Annotated in this window: 17 protein-coding genes; 7 read left to right on the forward strand and 10 right to left on the reverse strand. The window is 64.3% G+C overall.

The genetic code is table 11. From position 1 onward, the window contains the following. Nucleotides 1–63: 63 nt before the first annotated feature. Nucleotides 64–816, reverse strand: coding sequence for an IclR family transcriptional regulator (locus tag AC1RUK_RS01170; protein ID WP_481837103.1), 753 nt, complete (start codon nucleotides 814–816; stop codon nucleotides 64–66). Nucleotides 817–1,019: 203 nt separating this feature from the next. Between AC1RUK_RS01170 and AC1RUK_RS01175 the strand changes: the two genes are divergently transcribed. From AC1RUK_RS01175 to AC1RUK_RS01195, 5 genes are all read left to right on the forward strand, one after another. Beyond that, on the forward strand, nucleotides 1,020–1,997 hold the full coding sequence (locus AC1RUK_RS01175) for a Bug family tripartite tricarboxylate transporter substrate binding protein (protein ID WP_481837102.1): 978 nt from the start codon (nucleotides 1,020–1,022) through the stop codon (nucleotides 1,995–1,997). Between the two features lie 130 nt (nucleotides 1,998–2,127). Continuing rightward, complete coding sequence (locus AC1RUK_RS01180; RefSeq protein WP_481837101.1) at nucleotides 2,128–2,664, forward strand: tripartite tricarboxylate transporter TctB family protein; 537 nt, start codon at nucleotides 2,128–2,130, stop codon at nucleotides 2,662–2,664. 4 nt (nucleotides 2,665–2,668) lie between these two features. After that, the gene (locus AC1RUK_RS01185) at nucleotides 2,669–4,192 is read left to right on the forward strand and encodes a tripartite tricarboxylate transporter permease (protein ID WP_436173485.1); all 1,524 of its coding nucleotides are present in this window, start codon (nucleotides 2,669–2,671) and stop codon (nucleotides 4,190–4,192) included. Nucleotides 4,193–4,207: 15 nt separating this feature from the next. Continuing rightward, nucleotides 4,208–5,392, forward strand: coding sequence for a CaiB/BaiF CoA transferase family protein (locus AC1RUK_RS01190; protein WP_481837100.1), 1,185 nt, complete (start codon nucleotides 4,208–4,210; stop codon nucleotides 5,390–5,392). After that, nucleotides 5,389–6,240, forward strand: coding sequence for a citryl-CoA lyase (locus AC1RUK_RS01195; protein WP_481837099.1), 852 nt, complete (start codon nucleotides 5,389–5,391; stop codon nucleotides 6,238–6,240). The genes AC1RUK_RS01190 and AC1RUK_RS01195 overlap by 4 nt, the downstream gene beginning before the upstream one ends. Nucleotides 6,241–6,249: 9 nt before the next feature. Here AC1RUK_RS01195 and AC1RUK_RS01200 read toward each other — a convergent pair whose 3' ends face one another. Both AC1RUK_RS01200 and AC1RUK_RS01205 read right to left on the reverse strand, forming a co-directional pair. Continuing rightward, nucleotides 6,250–6,726: an NUDIX hydrolase gene (locus AC1RUK_RS01200; RefSeq protein ID WP_481837098.1), complete on the reverse strand. Its 477-nt coding sequence runs from the start codon at nucleotides 6,724–6,726 to the stop codon at nucleotides 6,250–6,252. A 135-nt stretch (nucleotides 6,727–6,861) separates the two neighbouring features. Continuing rightward, entirely contained in the window at nucleotides 6,862–7,161 is a 300-nt protein-coding gene (locus tag AC1RUK_RS01205) for a hypothetical protein (protein WP_436173481.1), read from the reverse strand. Between AC1RUK_RS01205 and AC1RUK_RS01210 the strand changes: the two genes are divergently transcribed. Then, nucleotides 7,130–7,285, forward strand: coding sequence for a hypothetical protein (locus AC1RUK_RS01210; protein ID WP_481839625.1), 156 nt, complete (start codon nucleotides 7,130–7,132; stop codon nucleotides 7,283–7,285). The two genes, AC1RUK_RS01205 and AC1RUK_RS01210, sit on opposite strands and share 32 nt — an antisense overlap. A 35-nt stretch (nucleotides 7,286–7,320) precedes the next feature. Here the strand turns inward: AC1RUK_RS01210 and AC1RUK_RS01215 are convergent, their stop codons facing one another. From AC1RUK_RS01215 to kdpF, 7 genes are all read right to left on the reverse strand, one after another. Next, nucleotides 7,321–8,013 carry a response regulator transcription factor gene (locus AC1RUK_RS01215; protein ID WP_481837097.1) on the reverse strand — a complete coding sequence of 231 codons (693 nt, stop codon included), beginning with the start codon at nucleotides 8,011–8,013 and terminating at the stop codon, nucleotides 7,321–7,323. Continuing rightward, on the reverse strand, nucleotides 8,010–10,745 hold the full coding sequence (locus AC1RUK_RS01220; protein WP_481837096.1) for a DUF4118 domain-containing protein: 2,736 nt from the start codon (nucleotides 10,743–10,745) through the stop codon (nucleotides 8,010–8,012). Before AC1RUK_RS01220 ends, AC1RUK_RS01215 begins: the two co-directional genes overlap by 4 nt. A gap of 157 nt (nucleotides 10,746–10,902) precedes the next feature. Next, nucleotides 10,903–11,472, reverse strand: coding sequence for a potassium-transporting ATPase subunit KdpC (gene kdpC / locus AC1RUK_RS01225; protein ID WP_481837095.1), 570 nt, complete (start codon nucleotides 11,470–11,472; stop codon nucleotides 10,903–10,905). A gap of 12 nt (nucleotides 11,473–11,484) precedes the next feature. Then, entirely contained in the window at nucleotides 11,485–13,578 is a 2,094-nt protein-coding gene (kdpB, locus tag AC1RUK_RS01230) for a potassium-transporting ATPase subunit KdpB (RefSeq protein ID WP_481837094.1), read from the reverse strand. Next, the gene (locus AC1RUK_RS01235; protein ID WP_481837093.1) at nucleotides 13,575–13,790 is read right to left on the reverse strand and encodes a hypothetical protein; all 216 of its coding nucleotides are present in this window, start codon (nucleotides 13,788–13,790) and stop codon (nucleotides 13,575–13,577) included. The genes kdpB and AC1RUK_RS01235 overlap by 4 nt, the downstream gene beginning before the upstream one ends. A gap of 23 nt (nucleotides 13,791–13,813) precedes the next feature. Then, nucleotides 13,814–15,517, reverse strand: coding sequence for a potassium-transporting ATPase subunit KdpA (kdpA, locus tag AC1RUK_RS01240; protein WP_481837092.1), 1,704 nt, complete (start codon nucleotides 15,515–15,517; stop codon nucleotides 13,814–13,816). 33 nt (nucleotides 15,518–15,550) lie between these two features. Further along, on the reverse strand, nucleotides 15,551–15,742 hold the full coding sequence (gene kdpF, locus AC1RUK_RS01245; RefSeq protein ID WP_481840170.1) for a K(+)-transporting ATPase subunit F: 192 nt from the start codon (nucleotides 15,740–15,742) through the stop codon (nucleotides 15,551–15,553). Nucleotides 15,743–16,131: 389 nt separating this feature from the next. Here kdpF and AC1RUK_RS01250 point away from each other — a divergent pair, with 389 nt between their 5' ends. Next, nucleotides 16,132–17,913 carry an NAD(P)-binding domain-containing protein gene (locus tag AC1RUK_RS01250; protein WP_481837091.1) on the forward strand — a complete coding sequence of 594 codons (1,782 nt, stop codon included), beginning with the start codon at nucleotides 16,132–16,134 and terminating at the stop codon, nucleotides 17,911–17,913. Nucleotides 17,914–17,935: the final 22 nt, after the last annotated feature.

Here is a 17,935-nt window from a genome sequence, read left to right on the forward strand (position 1 = left end):
ACTGTCCGCGTCTGCGAGGCGGAAGAGCAGGCAAGGACGAGAACCCGTGGACACGCCGGTGCTTTACGAGTGGGGATCGGCTTTCGATCGGGCGTGTTCGAGCATCGAGGCATCTTCCCCGAAAGCGCGCGTGGCGCGGGCTGCCGCCTCCAGCAGGGATGGCGTCATGCGCCGCAGGAAGGCCGCATCGACACGCGTGCTCGGGCCGGCCAGTGTCAGCGCGCCAAGCAGGGTGCGCCCCGGACCGAACACCGGTGCTGATACGCCGGCCGTCTCGGGGTCGCGGTCGCCCACCGACAGATGATGATAGGTTGCGCGGATGGTTTCGTAGGGCTCGCCCCGTTCGCCGGAGAACGCCGCCAGCACGCGACCTCCCGAACCCAGCAGCAGCGGCAGCACATCGCCTTCCCTGATGGTGTAGCGGATCGGATGCTTGGACTCGACGCGGTAGAGGCACGTGCGGACATCGCCCGAGCGGACGTAGAAGGCGACACTTTCCCAGCTCTGCTCGGCCAGGTCGCGCATGATCGGCAGCAGGATGTCGACCGCCGCTACCGAACGCTGGTAGATCGCACCGAGCCGGAAGGTGGCTGGGCCGACACGGTAACGGCCATCGTCGAGACGCTCCAGCAACTGGCCGCGCAGCAGCGAGCCCGCCAGCCTCAGGATCGTGCTCTTGTAGAGACCGGTGCGGGCTGCGATTTCGGCCAGGCTGAGCGACTTGTCAACCGAGGCGAAGGCGTCGAGAATGGCGATGGCGCGATCGAGCGCGGCAACGCCGTCCGCTGGTGCGGATCTGGACCGTATGTCATTCATCGGCTTGACGATTTCGTTTCGGTTCCCGGTTCGGACGAAGACCCCAACCGAGTAAACTATGCCGGATGCCATGCATTCTGTCTAGTAGAATGCTGTTCCTGTTGACAGAACGCGGTAACATCTGCTTGAACTTGATCGCGGTCTGAATTCAGGCCACGTTTCTGGCAGGCACCGGAGGAGGTGTCGCGATTTGGAGGAATCCCATGCTGAACAGACGCAAATTCCTAACGAGCACCGCCGCGGCAGGCGCCGCCGGTTTCGCCGCACTGCACTTCACACCCGCTTTCGCGCAGGACGCACCGCAGATCCAGATCTTCGTGCCGGCGGCGCCCGGTGGTGGCTGGGACCAGACGGCGCGCACCATCGATCAGGTGCTGCGTTCTGAAAAGCTGATTTCCGGCTCGCAGATCACCAATGTCGGCGGCGCCGGCGGCACGGTCGGCCTGCCGCAGTTCGTCAACCAGTGGAACGGCAAGGGCAATTCGCTGATGGTGGCCGGCATGGTCATGGTCGGTGCCATCATCGCCAATAAGTCGGCCAACAACCTCACCGAGGTGACGCCGATCGCGCGCCTGACCGGCGAATTCGAAGCGCTGGTGGTGCCGGCCGCCTCGCCGTTCAAGACGGCCGCCGATTTCGTCGCCGCGCTGAAGGCGGATCCGACCAAGGTGCCGGTGGCCGGCGGTTCCGCCGGCGGCTCGGACCATATCCTGTTCGGCCTGATCGCCAAGACGGCCGGCGTGCCGGCGACCAACCTCTCCTACGTGCCGTTCGCCGGTGGTGGCGAGGCACTTTCGGCACTGCTCGGCAACCAGGTCGCGGCCGGCATTTCCGGCTATGGCGAGTTCGCCGAACAGGTCAAGGCGGGCGCGCTGCGACTGCTCGCGATCTCGGCCGACAAGCGCCAGGATGGCATCGACGCGCCGACGCTGAAGGAGGCCGGCATCGACGTCGAACTGTTCAACTGGCGCGGCGTCTTTGCACCGCCCGGTGTCTCCGACGCCGACAAGGCCGCCATGGTCACCCTGATCGAGACCATGGCCAAGAGCGATGCCTGGGCAACGGAGTGCAAGAACCGCAACTGGACGCAGATCCTGCTGACCGGTGACGACTACGCCAAGTTCCTCACCGAGGACACTGCCCGTATCGCTGCGATCCTCAAGGATCTCGGCCTCGCCTGATGCTTCCCAAGGGGGCGGCCCGCGCCGCCCCTTTTTGGAGGCTCCGCAACCGCATGGACATGCGATCCATCGCGGGTGAGACTGCGGTCAGGGCCGGCCGTGGGAGGCTGGCCATCTTGGGAGGACATTCATGAGCACCAGCGACCAGCAGGCGCAGCCGCGGCACCTTGCAATGCCTGAATTGTTGATCGGCATAGGGCTTCTCGCCTGCGCCGCGGCCGTGGCCTGGCAGACGCTGGCGATCCCAGTATCGCCGCTTTACTCCAAGGTCGGCCCGACTGTCTTTCCCTACCTCACCATGACGGGGATGTTGGTGCTTTCCCTGCTCCTCATCGTTGCCGCGCTGAGGGGCGGTTGGCAGCCGGAGGAGGAAAAGGAAACGCCGACCGACTGGAAGGCGATGGGCTTCGTGGCCGCCGGACTGGTCGCCAACCTGCTGCTGATCCATCCGCTGGGCTTCACCGCCGCCTCGGTGATCATGTTCGTTCTCATCTGCTACGGGTTCGGCAGCAAGCATCCGTTGCGCGATGCGCTGCTTGGACTGATCCTGGCGCTTGCGGCCTATTTCGGTTTCGCCAGGGCGCTTGGTGTCAACATCGGCGCCGGCTTCATCGAGAACCAGCTGAACGCGGTCATCAACGCGATCATCGGCATGGCGAGGGGCTGAAGCGATGGAAACCCTCAATCAGCTCGCACATGGATTTTCGGTCGCTTTCACGCCAGTCAACCTCATGTGGTGCCTGCTCGGCACGACATTGGGAACGGCGATCGGCGTGCTGCCCGGCCTCGGGCCCGCGCTGACCATCGCTTTGCTTTTGCCGATCACCTACCAGGTGGCGCCGGAAGCCTCCTTCATCCTGTTCGCCGGTATCTACTACGGCGCCATGTATGGCGGCTCGACGACGTCGATCCTGCTCAACACGCCGGGCGAAAGCGCCACCATCGTCACCGCGCTCGAAGGCAACCGCATGGCCCGTTCCGGCCGCGGCGGCGCGGCATTGGCGACGTCGGCGATCGGCTCCTTCGTTGCCGGCACCATCGGCACGCTGGGCGTCGCCTTCCTGGCGCCAATCGTGGTCAAGTTCGCGCTGGCTTTCGGCCCGGCCGAGTATTTCTCGCTGATGGTGTTGGCCTTTATCACGGTTTCGGCGGTGCTCGGTTCGTCGTCGGTGCGGGGGCTCACCAGCCTGTTCGCCGGCTTCGTCATCGGCATGATCGGCGTCGACCTGCAGACGGGCCAGCCGCGCTTCACCTTCGGCATGGGCGAACTGCTCGACGGTGTCGACGTCATCATCGTCGCGGTCGGCCTGTTCGCGGTCGGCGAGACGCTCTACATGGCCTCGCGCCGCTACGCGGGCAAGGACGAGATCGTGCCGCTGAAAGGCTCGCTCTACATGACCGCGGCCGAATGGGGACGCTCGTGGAAGGCGTGGCTGCGCGGTGCGGCGATCGGCTTTCCGATCGGCGCCATGCCGGCCGGCGGCGCCGAAATCCCGACCTTCCTGTCCTACGCCATCGAGAAGAAGCTGTCGAAACACAAGGAGGAGTTCGGCACGGTCGGCGCCATCGAAGGCGTTGCCGGTCCGGAAGCCGCCAACAATGCCTCGGCCGCCGGCGTGCTGGTGCCGATGCTAACGCTCGGCCTGCCGACCTCGGCGACGGCGGCGATCATGCTGTCGGCCTTCCAAAGTTACGGCATCAATCCAGGGCCGCTGCTTTTGACGACGCAGGCCAACCTCGTCTGGGGCCTGATCGCCAGCCTGTTCATCGCCAACGTCATCCTGGTCATCCTCAATTTGCCGCTGATCGGGCTCTGGGTGCGGCTGTTGAAAATCCCGGCACCGCAGCTTTATGCCGGCATCCTGGTCTTCGCCACCGTTGGCACCTACGGTATCTCGCAGTCGCCGATCGACCTCGTCATCCTCTATCTGCTGGGTGCCGCCGGTTTCCTGATGCGGCGCTTCGATTTCCCGACCGCGCCTGTGATCATCGGCATGATCCTCGGGCCACTCGCCGAGACGCAGTTCCGTCGGGCGATGACCATCTCGAACGGCGACTGGTCGGTGTTCTACACGCACAAGCTGTCGCTGACGCTGCTGACGCTGGCCTTCATCGGCCTGGCGGGGCCGCATATCTGGGCCTTTATCGAGCATCGCCGGCGGCGCGGGCCGGAGCATGTGCCTGGCGATGCCTGACCTGTCTGGAGCATCATGACCGACCTGCTTTCCGGCATCCGCGTGCTCGACCTGACCAATGTGCTGGCCGGCCCGTACTGCGCCTACCAGCTGGCACTGCTCGGCGCCGACGTGATCAAGGTGGAGGCGCCGCGGGGCGGCGACCTGGCACGCCAGCTCGGTGCGTCGCCCGCGCTCAACCAGGCCGGCATGGGCGCCTCGTTTCTGGCGCAGAACGCCGGCAAACGATCGGTGGTGCTCGATCTCAAGAAAGACGCCGATCGCGAGCGTTTCCTCGATCTGGTCGCCTCCGCCGACGCGCTGGTCGAGAATTTCAGGCCTGGCGTCATGGATCGGCTGGGCCTCGGCTATGAGAGGTTGAAAGAGGTCCGCCCCGGCCTCGTCTATTGCGCGATATCGGGGTTTGGCCAGACCGGGCCGATGCGCGACAATCCGGCCTATGACCAGATCATCCAGGGTCTCTCGGGCATCATGAGCATCACCGGCACGCCGGAGACGGCGCCGCTGCGCGTCGGCTACCCGGTCGCCGATACGCTGGGCGGGTTGGTCGGGGCGTTTGCGATCGCCGCCGCGCTGGTGAAGCAGAAATTGTCCGGCGAGGGGGCCTTCCTCGATGTGTCGATGCTCGAATGCACGCTCTCGGCACTCGGCTGGCCGGTGTCCAACTATCTGACGGCTGATGTCGAGCCGCAGCCGATGGGCAATGAGAATATGACGGCCGCCCCCTCCGGGGCGTTTCGCACCGGGGACGGCCTGCTCAACATAGCCGCCAACAAGCAGGAGCAGTTCGTCACGCTGTGCCAGTTGATCGGGCTGCCGGAGCTGGCGTCGGATCCACGCTTTGCCGAGCGCGAGACGCGCAAGCAGAACCGCGCTGCGCTGAAGGGATTGATCGAGGAGGCCCTGGCGGGCGCCTCGGCGACGGAATGGGAAGAGAAGCTGAACCGTTCAGGCGTGCCGGCAGGACGGGTGCTGACAATCCCGCAGGTGCTTGGCGAAGCGCAGGTGACAGAGCGCGACATGACCACGCGCTTCGACGGCCTGCCCGGCATGGACAAGCCGCTGACCGTCGTGCGCGGCGGCTTCATGGTCGACGGCGCGGCCCCCTTGCCGACCAGGGCGCCACCGGTGCTGGGCGAGCACATGGACGAGATTTTCGCCGACCTGCCGCCGCGCGCCAAGACAAGGGCGCGGGCATGAGCGGTCCGGAGAAAAAGACCGGCCGCGAGCGTGGCGAGGAGTGGTGGCAGACCGATATCATCGAGATGCGGCCAGGCGTGATCCGGCTGCGCGGCTATGAGATCCAGGACCTGATCGGCCGCATCAGCTTTCCGGCGATGATCTGGCTGATGCTGCGTGGCGAACTGCCAGACGAGGAGCAGGCGACGCTGCTCGGCATTGCGCTGGGCGCCGCCGTCGACCACGGCCCGCAGGCGCCTTCGATCGCTATTGCCCGCATGGCGGCAACCTGCGGCGTCGGTATCAACAGCGCCATGGCCTCGGCCATCAATGTGCTGGGCGACGTGCATGGCGGCGCCGGCGAACAGGCGCTTTCCTTCTATGGCGATATTGCTGCGGCACTGGATCAAGGCACGGCGCTTGCCGATGCCGTGGCGGCACGGCTCGACCGTTTCTTCGCTGAGGAAGAGGGCTATCTGCCGGGCTTCGGCCATCGCTTCCATCCGGTCGATCCGCGCGCGCCGCGCCTTATCGAAGTGACCCGCGATTTTGCCGCGCGCGGCATCGTCGGCGGGCGCTTCGCCGACATCGCCGAAGCGATCGAGGCCGAGCTTGCACAGCGCAAGGGCAAAACCATCCCGCTCAACATCGATGGCGCCACGGCGGTGATCTATGGCGAGCTCGGCTTCCCGCCGGCGCTGACGCGCGGCCTGTTCGTCCTGTCGCGCTCGGTCGGCATATTGGCGCATGCGTGGGAGCAATCGCAGCAGAGCGACCGCAACAAGGGGCCGCTGCCGCGCGAATGGCTGTGGGCCTATACCGGGATGCCTGTGCGGCCATTTCTCGGGCGCGACGAGGAAAGCAACTGAGGCGTCGCCTCAGAGTCCGCCGGCGGACTCAGGCTGAGAGAACTTCAAATCCCTAAGCAGCGTCGACAGATCCGGCTCGTCGATGAGCAGCGCCGCGTCTTCCGGCGCCAGCCATGCCCGCTGCCGGCTTTCGGCCTCCTGCCAGTTCGCCAGTTCCTCAGTCACCTCCAGCAGGTAGACAATGACGTCGACACGGATGAAGCCGTTCTCCAGCCTTTTCCAGTAGGAATAGGTGCCGGCCGGGTCTTTCAATGTCTTGCCGAGAACGCCGGCTTCTTCCTGTGCCTCGATCATGGCTGCCTTGCGCCCGCTCTTGCCCTTCATCGGCCAGCCCTTGGGCACGATGAAGCGCCTGGTCGTGCGCGACGTCACCAGCATCACCTCGATATCGCCATCCGCGCCCAGCCGAAAGGGAATGGCCGCGACCTGGCGGATCCGTTCACCGTTCTTTGCCTTGCGTACCGCTTTCTTCTTGATCGTCGCCATTTGCCCAAAAACCGGTCGAGACAGCATCTCCGTTGCGCGCGAGAGCTGCCGTCGTGCAAACCCCAAACCCGCCCTCGATGCAATGTGACATTTCCGGCAGGTAAGTCGGCTAAATAAATCGAAAATGCCGGCTTGTCAGCGGCAACCCGTCAGAATTGCGTTGCCCAGCACCTGGCAAGGCGGCTTGACGACCGGAACCTGCGGTCGAGGCTGCGGCACGATTTGACGATCCTGGGCGCGATATTGCTGCTGCTGTTGCTGGAATTGCTGCCGCTGCAGCCTGTTCTGCAAGGCCTGCAAGTCGTTCTGCTGGATCAGAATATTACGGTTTGTTGGAGTAACGGCTTGCGCCAAGGCATACGGGGCTGCAACCGGCAGCATCGCTGTCGCCAGCATGGCCGACATGAAGACCGTCGATAGACGAAGCTGCGGCATCGATCCGCTCCCGCGTGAAAAGCCTGCCATTTATATAGGGCATTTGACCGGCGGTGCCATGGTCATCTCGCTCAACGGCTTCGGCGGCGCGCTGGCCAGGACGGCGGAGCTGTCGGCCGACTGAGCGACTTCTACGAAACGCTGAGCAGGCGCGCCTGCTCAGTCGACCTCGCGCAGGCGGTATCCCACGCCGGTCTCGGTGGTGATGTAGCGCGGCTGGTCCGGCGTCTTCTCGATCTTCTGCCTGAGCTGGCGAACATAGACCCTGAGATATTGTACGTCGGTGGAATCGCCCCAGACCTGCTTGAGCAGGAAATGGTGAGTCAGCACCTTGCCGGCATGCTGCACAAGGATGCGCAATATGTCGTATTCCTTGGGCGAGAGTTTTACCTCCTTGCCTTCCACCTTGACGATGCGCTTGACCAGGTCGACCATGAGGTCGCCGGTGTGGAACACCGGTCTCTCGCCCTGCTGCTGGAACTTGTGGCGCAATGCCACGCGGATGCGCGCGACGAGCTCGTTCATGCCGAACGGCTTGGTGACATAGTCGTCGGCGCCGAGCTCGAGCGCCTGGACGATGCCTACCTCGTCGGTACGGCTGGACAGGATGACCACGGGAATGTCGAGGCCATCGTCACGCCATTTGCCAAGCAGTTCGTGGCCGCTCATGCCGGGCAGGCCGAGATCGAGCAGGATCAGGTCCGGCTTCTCCGTCTCCACAAGCTCTATCGCCGCCTTCGCGTTCGGCGCCTCCGAGACCGCATAGCCCTGGCTGCCGAGGCCAACGCGAAGCAGTTTGCGGATCGGCGGTTCGTCGTCGACGACCAATATGGTGACGTTCTGATGCGTCATGCTACATCACCGACAGTCTGGTCGTCCGCTTTGGGCTCGTTCACATCAGGCAGCTCCGTCGGCACCGGCATGCGAATGGTGAAGATCGCGCCTGGGCGATCGGTCCGGTTTGCCGCCGTGATCGTGCCGCCCATCCCTTCGATGAAACCACGGCAGATCGACAGGCCAAGGCCGGTGCCGGCGCGCACTTGGTCGCGCTTGCGCACCCGGTAGAAGGTATCGAAAATCCGCTCCAGATCGGCAGGTGGAATGCCCGGACCCTCGTCCATGATCTGCAGGATGACGGAGCCATTGTCGACCCAGCCCTGCAGCCGGATGGTCGAGCCGGGCGGCGCATATTTCGCGGCGTTGTCGAGGAGATTGAACAGCGCCTGCTCGAACAGGACGGGGTCGAGCCGCAGCATCGGCAGATCGGACGGGATGTCGATCTCGGTCTTGTGCTCCTCAATGATCTTGCGCGCCCGCCGCAAGGCCGAACCGACGATGTCGCCGACAAAGTGGAAGGCGAAGTTCGGCTCCATCGCGCCGGATTCGATCTTGGTCATGTCGAGCAGATTGGCGATGAAGCGGTTCAGCCGCTCCGATTCATCGAGCACGGTCGACAGCAGTTCGGCCCGGTCTTTCTCGGGCAGCGCCGGCGCGAATTCCCTCAGCGTGCCGGCAGCGCCCATGATGGCGGCGAGCGGCGTTTTCAGGTCATGCGAGATAGAGGTCAGCAGCGCCGAGCGCAAACGGTCGGCCTCGGCTGCGAGCTTGGCGCGGTCGACGTCGGCGACGAGCTGGATGCGCTCGATGGCGACCGCCGCCTGGTCGGCGAGCGCGTCGAGCAGACGCTGCTGCTCGGGCGTCAGCAACGGCCCCTGCTTGTCGTTGTCGAGGCCTACGACGCCGACAGCCGTGCGTCCCGTGCGCAGGGGAAGGTAAAGGCGTTTTGCGCCGGGCAGCGTGTCGGCGCCGCGCCCGGCGGCGCGGTCGTGCTCCCAGGCCCAACGGGCGGCCGCGATGTCGGCCTCGGCCAGCGTGTCGTCGGGCGGATAGCCGGCCTTGACGGTGATCGTGCCGTTCTCTGGCAGAAGCAGCACGACCCGCAGCTTCAGCATCGAGGCGATCTGGAAGGCGGTGGCCCACAGGACGTCGTCGAGCGTGCCGGCGCCGGCGAGCTTCTTTGAAAAGAGATAGATGTCTTCCGTGGCCCGTGCGCGGGAACGGGCGGCGACCGCCTGGCGCTGCACGCGCGCCGTCAAATTGCTGGCGATGACGGCGACAACGAGGAAGACGGCAAGCGCAACAATGCTTTCCGGGTCCCTGATCGTGAGCGTGTAGCGCGGCTCCAGGAAAAAGAAGTTGAAGGCAAGGGCGCTGACGAAACAGGCGTACAGCGCCGGCCAGAATCCGCCGGTCACCGCCGACGTCAGCACCGCTATGAGAAAGATGATCGCGAGATTGCGGACGTCGAGAAACTGGTCGAGAACCGCGCTAAAGGCGAGCGAGCCCGCGACATAGGCCGTGGCAAACAGATAGGGCCAGACCTGGAACGGCCTCTGCTCGGTCGCCGCCCTGACGTTCCTCGACGTCGCTTCGGTGCCCCGCTCGGTTCCCGAAATGACATGGACGCTGATGTCGCCGGCATTGCGGATAAGATCGTAAGTGAGCGAGCCTTCGATCAGTTCGCGCCAGCGCGATCGGGTCGGCCTGCCGATCACGATATGGGTGAAATTGTTCGCCGTCGCATGGCGGACGATGTCCTGCGCGATGTTCTGACCCGGAATCGTCGTCACCTCGGCGCCGAGCTGCTCGGCAAGGCGCAGCAGCGTCGCCAGCCGATCCTTGTCCTCTTCGGACATGACGGCCGAACGAGGGGTGTCGACATGGAGCGCCGTCCAGGGGGCGCGGAGCCGGTCGGCCAACCTGCGCGCATAGCGGACGCGGGCCGCCCCGCCGGGACGCGCGTCGACGCAGACGAGCACCCTTTCGCCAGCCGCCCACGGTCCCGGAATGGCGTGCGCCTGCATGTGGTTGAGCAACTGCTCGTCGACGCGCTGGGCCGTGCGCCGCAGCGCAAGTTCCCTGAGCGCCGTCAGATTGCCCGGCGAGAAATAATTCTCGATGGCACGCTGGGCGGTGTTGGGGAAATAGACCTTGCCTTCCTTCAGCCGCTGGATCAGGTCGTCGGGGGTGAGGTCGATGATCTCGATGTCGTCGGCCTGGTCGATGATGGAGTCGGGGACCGTCTCGCGCACCCTGACATGGGTGATCTGCGCCACGACATCGTTCAGGCTCTCGACATGCTGGATGTTGAGCGTCGTGTAGACGTCGATGCCGTTCGCCAGGATTTCCTGGACGTCGAGATAGCGCTTGGGGTGGCGGCTACCCGGTGCATTAGTGTGGGCGAGTTCATCGACGAGAACCAGCTTGGGACGGCGGGCAAGGATGGCATCGATGTCCATCTCGTCCAACATGCGCCCCTTGTAGTCGACCTTCTGGCGCGGGATGACCTCGTAGCCTGCCACCAGTGCCAAGGTTTCCTTGCGGCCGTGCGTCTCGACGACGCCGATCACCACGTCCATGCCGTCGGCCAGCCTGGCGCGGCCCGCCATCAACATCTCGTAGGTCTTGCCGACGCCAGGTGCGGCGCCGAGGAATATCCTCAGGCGGCCGCGCTCCTCCCGCTCCGCATGCTCGAGCAGCGCGTCCGGAGAGGGTCTGTTATCGTTGCTTCTGTCCTCTGGCATTTGATCCCAGAGCGGTTCAACGTTTCACGGAAACGCAGAACCGCTCCATCTCTTTGTTTTCACGCAATTCCGGACGGAAAACCGCTGCACACTTTTCCTGGAATTGCTCTAGATATGGACGGCGCGGGGGACGCTGTCGATCCCCGGCCGGTGCCGTTCACTGCTTCGTTGACGCGTCTAGCGCAAGGTTGAGGGCCAGCACGTTGACCACGGGCTCGCCCATGAAGCCGAGCTCACGGGCCTCGACATGGCTGTCGACAAGCGCCTTGATCCTGGCTTCATCGACGCCCCTGGCCTTGGCCACCCTGGGAACCTGGAAGTAGGCCGCTTCCGGGCTGATATGCGGGTCGAGGCCGCTGCCGGAGGTCGTCACCAGATCCATCGGAACCGGCTGGTTCGGGTTCTCCGCTTTCAGCTTCTCGGCGTCGCCCTTGATGCGGTCGATCAGCTTCTGGTTGGTCGGGCCGAGATTCGAGCCGCTGGAGGAGGTGGCGTTGTAGCCATCGCCGGCGGCCGACGGGCGGCCGTGGAAATAGTGGTCGCTGGCGAAGGCCTGGCCGATCAGCCCGGAACCGACGACCTTGCCGTCCTTCTCGATCAGGCTGCCATTGGCCTGGCGCGGAAACAGCGCCTGGGCAATGCCGGTCATGCCGATCGGATAGATGAGGCCGGTCAGCATGGTGAAGAAAACGATCATGATGATCGCGGGTCTGATTTGCGTGAGCATGGACGTGGTTCCTTAGGCGAGGCCAATGGCGGTGATGATCATGTCGATCGCCTTGATGCCGACGAACGGAACGATGATGCCGCCGAGGCCGTAGACGAGCAGGTTGCGGCTGAGCAGGGCGCCGGCGCCGATGGCGCGGTATTTGACGCCCTTCAGCGACAGCGGGATCAGCGCGATGATGATCAGCGCGTTGAAGATGATGGCTGAGAGGATGGCGCTTTGCGGCGTCGCCAGATGCATGATGTTGAGCGCCTGCAGCGGCCCGGTGGTCTGCCCCGGCGCGATGTAGAAGACGGCGAACATTGCCGGGATGATGGCGAAGTACTTGGCAACGTCGTTGGCGATCGAGAAGGTCGTCAGCGAACCACGCGTCATCAGCAGCGCCTTGCCGATCTCGACGATCTCGATCAGCTTGGTCGGGTCGCTGTCGAGGTCGACCATGTTGCCAGCTTCGCGCGCGGCGACCGTGCCGGTGTTCATGGCGACGCCGACATCGGCCTGGGCGAGCGCCGGTGCGTCGTTGGTGCCGTCACCGCACATGGCGACCAGCTTGCCCTTGGCCTGTTCGTCGCGGATCAGCTTCAGCTTGTCCTCGGGCGTTGCCTGGGCAAGAAAGTCGTCGACGCCGGCTTCCGCCGCGATCGCCGCCGCCGTCATCGGATTGTCGCCGGTGATCATAACGGTGCGAATGCCCATCTTGCGCAGTTCGGCAAAGCGCTCCCTGATGCCGCCCTTGACGATGTCCTTGAGGTGGACGACGCCAAGCAGGCGGCCGTCGCGCTCGACCGCCAGCGGCGTGCCGCCGGATTTGGCGATCTCGTCGGCGATCGCCTGCAGGTCGCGGACGGCGTCGCTGCCGGGCCGCGTGCCACTGCTGGCCAGCGTCGACTGACTGACGTGGGCGAGTACGGAATCGACCGCGCCCTTGCGGATCGACGAGCCGTCGATATCGACACCGCTCATGCGGGTCTGCGCGGTGAAAGGCACGAAAATGGCATGCAATGTCGCCATGTCGCGGGCACGGATGGCGTATTTCTCCTTGGCCAGCACGACGATCGAACGGCCTTCCGGCGTTTCGTCGGCAAGCGAGGCGAGCTGCGCTGCATCGGCCAGCTCCTGCTCGGTGACGCCCTTGACCGGGCGGAACTCGGTGGCCTGGCGGTTGCCGAGCGTGATGGTGCCGGTCTTGTCGAGCAGCAGCGTATCGACGTCGCCCGCCGCCTCGACGGCACGGCCCGACATGGCGAGCACATTGAAGCGCACCAGGCGGTCCATGCCGGCGATGCCGATGGCCGACAGCAGCGCGCCGATGGTGGTCGGAATCAGGGTGACGAACAGGGCGACGAGGACGGTCACCGAGATGTAGCCGCCCGAATAGGAGGCGAAGCTCGGGATCGTCGCGGTGGCCAGCACGAAGATCAGCGTCATGCCGACGAGCAGGATGTTGAGCGCGATCTCGTTGGGCGTCTTCTGGCGCGCGGCACCCTCGACCAGCGAGATCATGCGGTCGAGGAAGGTGTGGCCGGAAGCGGCGGTGATGCGCACGCGGATCCAGTCGGACAGCACCTGCGTGCCGCCGGTTACTGCCGAACGGTCACCGCCGGACTCGCGGATGACCGGCGCCGACTCGCCGGTGATCGCGGCCTCATTGACGGAGGCGACGCCTTCGACCACCTCGCCGTCGGACGGGATGATGTCGCCGGCCTCGACCAGCACGATGTCGCCGACCTTCAGGCTGGTGCCGGGCACCAGCTTGAACTTGCTGCGATCTTCGCCGTTCAAAAGCTTGGCCTGGGTCTCGGTGCGCGCCTTGCGCAGCGAGTCGGCCTGCGCCTTGCCGCGGCCCTCGGCGACGGCTTCGGCGAAGTTGGCGAACAGCACGGTGAACCACAGCCAGATGATGATCTGCAGCGTGAAGCCGAAGTCGCCGCCGCCGGTCACCAGGTCCCTGAGGAAGAGAACCGACGTGAGCAGTGACACGATGGCGACGACAAACATCACCGGGTTCTTGATCAGGGTACGCGGGTTCAGTTTTTTGAAGGCTCCGCCTATTGCGGGCCACAGGATGCGGGCATCCATGATGCTCGCGGATTTGGACTGGCTCATTTGGTGGCTCCAGTATCGATGTTGTTGGCAGGCACCGATCGATCGGATGCCGAAGGAAGATGCGGCGGCCCGTAGACCAGCAACCAGACGACGATCATGACTGCCGCAATGCCGAAGAAGGTGGACAAGGTCGGGAAGGCTGGGGGAGTTGCCTCCCCCTCATTCTCGGCCCGGGGCCGAGCCTTGCGACGCATGATGTTGAACCAGGACATGATTTTTATCCAAGGTGGGCCCGTCAGAATGTCTGCCCGTGGATCATCGCCAGATGCTCGACGATCGGTCCGATCGCCAGCGCCGGGAAGAAGGTGAGGCCGACGACGATCAGGATGACGCCGACCAGCAGGCCGACGAACAGCGGACCGTCGGTCGGGAAGGTGCCGGCCGAGGCCGGGACCGATTTCTTCGCCACCAGCGAGCCGGCAATGGCGAGGGCCGGGATGATGACCAGGAAGCGGCCCATCAGCATGCCGATGCCGAGCGTGATGTTGTACCAGGGCGTGTTGCCGCTGAGGCCGCCAAAGGCCGAGCCGTTGTTGGCCGCGGCCGAAGTATACGCATAGAGCACCTCGGAGAAGCCATGCGGGCCGCCATTGGCCATCGAGGCGACGCCGGTGGGCAAGACGACCGCTATTGCCGTGAAGATCAGCATCGCCACCGGCAGGCACAGGATGGCCAGCATCGCCATCTTGACCTCCTTGGCCTCGATCTTCTTGCCGAGATATTCAGGCGTACGGCCGACCATCAGGCCGGCAACGAAGACCGCGACGACGATGAACATCAGGATGCCGTAGAAGCCGGCGCCGACGCCGCCGACGATGACCTCGCCGAGCTGCATGTTGACGATCGGGATCAGGCCGCCAATGGCGGTGAAGCTGTCATGCATGGCGTTGACGGCGCCGCAGGACGCGGCCGTGGTGATGACCGCAAACAGCGCCGAAAGTGCGATGCCGAAGCGGGTCTCCTTGCCTTCCATGTTGCCGCCGTCGATGCCCAGCGCATGGACGAGCGGATTGCCTGATGCTTCGGCCCAGTAGCAGACGGCGACGCCGGCGACGAACAGCACGCCCATCGCGGCCAGGATCGCCCAGCCCTGGCGCTGGTTGCCGACCATGCGGCCGAAGACGTTGGTGAGTGCAGCGCCGAGGGCAAAGATCGTCACCATCTGGATCAGGTTGGAGATTGCGTCGGGGTTTTCGAACGGATGGGCTGCGTTGGCGTTGAAGAAGCCGCCGCCATTGGTGCCGAGCATCTTGATGGCGACCTGCGAGGCGACAGGGCCGAGTGCGAGTGTCTGCTTCGCGCCCTCGAGCGTGGTGGCATCGACGTATGGGCCGAGCGTCTGCGGCATGCCGAGCCAGACATAGACGAGGGTCAGCACGATGCAGAGCGGCAGAAGGATGTAGAGGGTGCAGCGGGTCATATCGACCCAGAAATTGCCGATCGATTTCACCGAGGCGCGGGCGAAGCCGCGGATCAGTGCGACCGCAATCGCAATGCCGACCGCAGCCGACATGAAGTTCTGCACGGTGAAGCCGGCCATCTGCACGAGATAGGACATCGTGCTTTCGCCACCGTAATTCTGCCAGTTGGTGTTGGTCGGGAAGCTGACGGCGGTGTTGAAGGCAAGGTTGGGTTCGACGGCGGTCATGCCGGCCGGATTGTAGGGCAAAACCCCTTGCAGGCGCTGCAGGGCATACAGCACCAGGAAACTTGCCAGGCTGAAGAACATGATACCGGCCGCATATGTGGTCCAGTGCTGCTCTTCGCGTTCGTTGGTTCCCGCGATGCGATAAAGACCCCGTTCGACAGGGCCAAGAATGGGCGAGAGAAATGTGCGATCACCGTTGAAGACGCGGTACATGTAGCCGCCGAGCGGCTTCACCAGCAAAACGACGATCGCGCAGTAGAGAAGGATCTGTGTCCATCCGAGGAGAGTCATGAGAGTAGCTTTCCGTGCCTGGCGCCAGTTGCTTCAGAAGCGTTCTGGGCGAACGAGGGCGTATGTCAGGTAGACGAGGAGGAACAAGGTCACACCGCCACCAAGGATATAGTCGAGAAGCATGTTGCGATCCTTCCGCTCAGAGATTGTCGCAGGCTTTGATGTAGGCGAAGGAAAGGACGAAAAACAAAACGCCGATCCCGACAACGATGATATCCATTGCATTTTCCTTGCTTACGCCTTGTGCTTGTGATTGCAGCCGGCAACGTCGAAATCCACGGGGAACGGCACGCGTATCTTGATTGGCGACGACCTCCGGAGCTTCAGCTCGCGATGGAATATGGACCCGATCGCCATAAAGGTTCGAGACGGGGCGGGGAGGAAAGAAATAGGAATCCTATAAAGGTTTTTGCGCGCCCTGAGTTCAGGGCTGGCTTCGAAGGCGCCGCGCTCCGTTTCGCGACGTCGTCGCTTGGATAGACGTTCGATCATGTCTGTCAGCCATGAAATGATCGGAGCTGCAGCGTGACAGGTCGGCTCTAACTATCCTATTTTGCGACGAAGCGGCGACCGAGCATCCTGTCGGCGCATCGGGACCAGACGAAGGAAGACAGATGCTCGACATCGCACCATCGCAACAGGCTGCCACCTGGCTCGGCTCCTTCGGCAGGGCACTCGAAGCGGGCGATGTCGACGCCGCGACCAACCTTTTCGTCGAGGATTGCTACTGGCGCGATCTGCTGACCTTCACCTGGAACATCAAGACCATGGAGGGCCAGGCGGCTATCCGCGAGATGCTGGAGGCGACGCTAGCGACCGCGAAGCCGTCTCACTGGCACCTGTCCGGCGAAGCGAGCGCGGACGAGGGCATTGTCGAGGCCTGGTTCACCTTCGAAACAGCCGTGGCACGCGGCGAGGGCATTGTGCGCCTGCAGGACGGCCGCTGCCGGACGCTGTTCACTGCGATGAGCGAATTGAAGGGCTTCGAGGAGCAGAAGGGTCCGGCGCGGCCGCTCGGCATCCGCCACAAGGCCGATCCTGATCGCGAGACCTGGGCGGAGGCGCGGGCGCGCGAGGCGCGTGACGTAGGCGTACGCGAGCAGCCCTATTGCCTGGTCATCGGCGGCGGCCAGGGCGGCATCATGCTAGGCGCCCGGCTGAGGCAGCTTGGCGTGCCCTCCCTCATCATCGAGAAGAACGCTCGGCCAGGCGATTCCTGGCGCAACCGCTACCGCTCGCTCGTGCTGCACGATCCGGTCTGGTACGATCACCTGCCCTACATTCCGTTTCCGGAAAACTGGCCGGTGTTCACGCCCAAGGACAAGATGGGCGACTGGCTGGAGATGTACACGCGGGTCATGGAGCTCAATTACTGGGTTGCCACGAAATGCGTCAGCGCCAGCTATGACGAGGCCAAGAAGGTCTGGACGGTCGTGGTCGATCGTGTCGGCCAGCGCATCACGCTGAAGCCAAAGCATATCGTCTTCGCCACCGGCGCCTACGGTCCGCCCCGGCAGATCGCGCTGCCGGGCGCCGAGACCTTCAAGGGCGAATTGCTGCATTCCAGCCAGTACTCCAGCGGCGAGAAATTCCGCGGCAAGAAGGTTGCGGTCATCGGCGCGGCAAGTTCGGGGCACGATGTCAGCGTCGACCTCTGGGAGAGCGGTGCCGAGGTGACAATGGTCCAGCGTTCGCCGACGACGGTGGTCAAATCCGACACGCTGATGGAGGTCGGCTTCGAGATTTTCTCCGAGAAGGCGCTGGCACGCGGCATCACCACCGACAAGGCCGATATGATCGTCGCCTCGACCCCATTCGCATTGGTGCCGAAAGGCCAGCGGGCGCTCTACGATGTCATCAGGGCGCGTGATGCTGCGTTCTACGACCGCTTGCGAGCCACGGGCTTCGCCATCGATTTCGGCGAGGACGAGACCGGGCTTCTGATGAAGGCCTATCGCACCGGTTCGGGCTTCTACATCGATGTCGGCGCCTGTGAGCTGATCATCAATGGCGAGATCGGCGTGCGCAGCGGTGTCGGGATCAAGTCGCTGACGCCGAGCGGCATTCTCTTCGAAGACGGCACCGAGCTTGCCGCCGACGCGATCATCTCCTGCACCGGCTACCAGTCGATGAATGAGAACGTGGCGGCGATCGTCTCGCGCGAGGTTGCCGACAAGGTCGGCCCGTGCTGGGGGCTGGGTTCGGGCGTGAAGGGCGATCCCGGACCGTGGCAGGGCGAGCTGCGCAACATGTGGAAACCGACGGCGCAGGACGCGCTGTGGTTCCACGGCGGCAATCTGGCGCTGTCGCGCTTTTATTCGAAATGTGTGGCGCTACAGATCAAGGCGCGGATGGAGGGGATTGCAACGCCGGTCTATGGGGCGCCGGGGCGCTGAAGATTTGCGATCTCCCCCACGA

This window comes from Mesorhizobium monacense, assembly GCF_056781675.1.

Bases quoted from the DNA above. Each gene is read 5' to 3' on its own strand.
- kdpC (WP_481837095.1), bottom strand. From the start codon at position 11,472: ATGCTCACGCAAATCAGACCCGCGATCATCATGATCGTTTTCTTCACC.
- AC1RUK_RS01170 (WP_481837103.1), bottom strand. From the start codon at position 816: ATGAATGACATACGGTCCAGATCCGCACCAGCGGACGGCGTTGCCGCG.
- AC1RUK_RS01180 (WP_481837101.1), top strand. From the start codon at position 2,128: ATGAGCACCAGCGACCAGCAGGCGCAGCCGCGGCACCTTGCAATGCCT.
- AC1RUK_RS01175 (WP_481837102.1), top strand. From the start codon at position 1,020: ATGCTGAACAGACGCAAATTCCTAACGAGCACCGCCGCGGCAGGCGCC.
- AC1RUK_RS01235 (WP_481837093.1), bottom strand. From the start codon at position 13,790: ATGTCCTGGTTCAACATCATGCGTCGCAAGGCTCGGCCCCGGGCCGAG.
- AC1RUK_RS01185 (WP_436173485.1), top strand. From the start codon at position 2,669: ATGGAAACCCTCAATCAGCTCGCACATGGATTTTCGGTCGCTTTCACG.
- kdpA (WP_481837092.1), bottom strand. From the start codon at position 15,517: ATGACTCTCCTCGGATGGACACAGATCCTTCTCTACTGCGCGATCGTC.
- AC1RUK_RS01210 (WP_481839625.1), top strand. From the start codon at position 7,130: ATGAAGACCGTCGATAGACGAAGCTGCGGCATCGATCCGCTCCCGCGT.
- AC1RUK_RS01220 (WP_481837096.1), bottom strand. From the start codon at position 10,745: ATGCCAGAGGACAGAAGCAACGATAACAGACCCTCTCCGGACGCGCTG.
- AC1RUK_RS01215 (WP_481837097.1), bottom strand. From the start codon at position 8,013: ATGACGCATCAGAACGTCACCATATTGGTCGTCGACGACGAACCGCCG.
- AC1RUK_RS01205 (WP_436173481.1), bottom strand. From the start codon at position 7,161: ATGCCGCAGCTTCGTCTATCGACGGTCTTCATGTCGGCCATGCTGGCG.
- kdpB (WP_481837094.1), bottom strand. From the start codon at position 13,578: ATGAGCCAGTCCAAATCCGCGAGCATCATGGATGCCCGCATCCTGTGG.
- AC1RUK_RS01250 (WP_481837091.1), top strand. From the start codon at position 16,132: ATGCTCGACATCGCACCATCGCAACAGGCTGCCACCTGGCTCGGCTCC.
- AC1RUK_RS01190 (WP_481837100.1), top strand. From the start codon at position 4,208: ATGACCGACCTGCTTTCCGGCATCCGCGTGCTCGACCTGACCAATGTG.
- kdpF (WP_481840170.1), bottom strand. From the start codon at position 15,742: ATGCAATGGATATCATCGTTGTCGGGATCGGCGTTTTGTTTTTCGTCC.
- AC1RUK_RS01200 (WP_481837098.1), bottom strand. From the start codon at position 6,726: ATGGCGACGATCAAGAAGAAAGCGGTACGCAAGGCAAAGAACGGTGAA.
- AC1RUK_RS01195 (WP_481837099.1), top strand. From the start codon at position 5,389: ATGAGCGGTCCGGAGAAAAAGACCGGCCGCGAGCGTGGCGAGGAGTGG.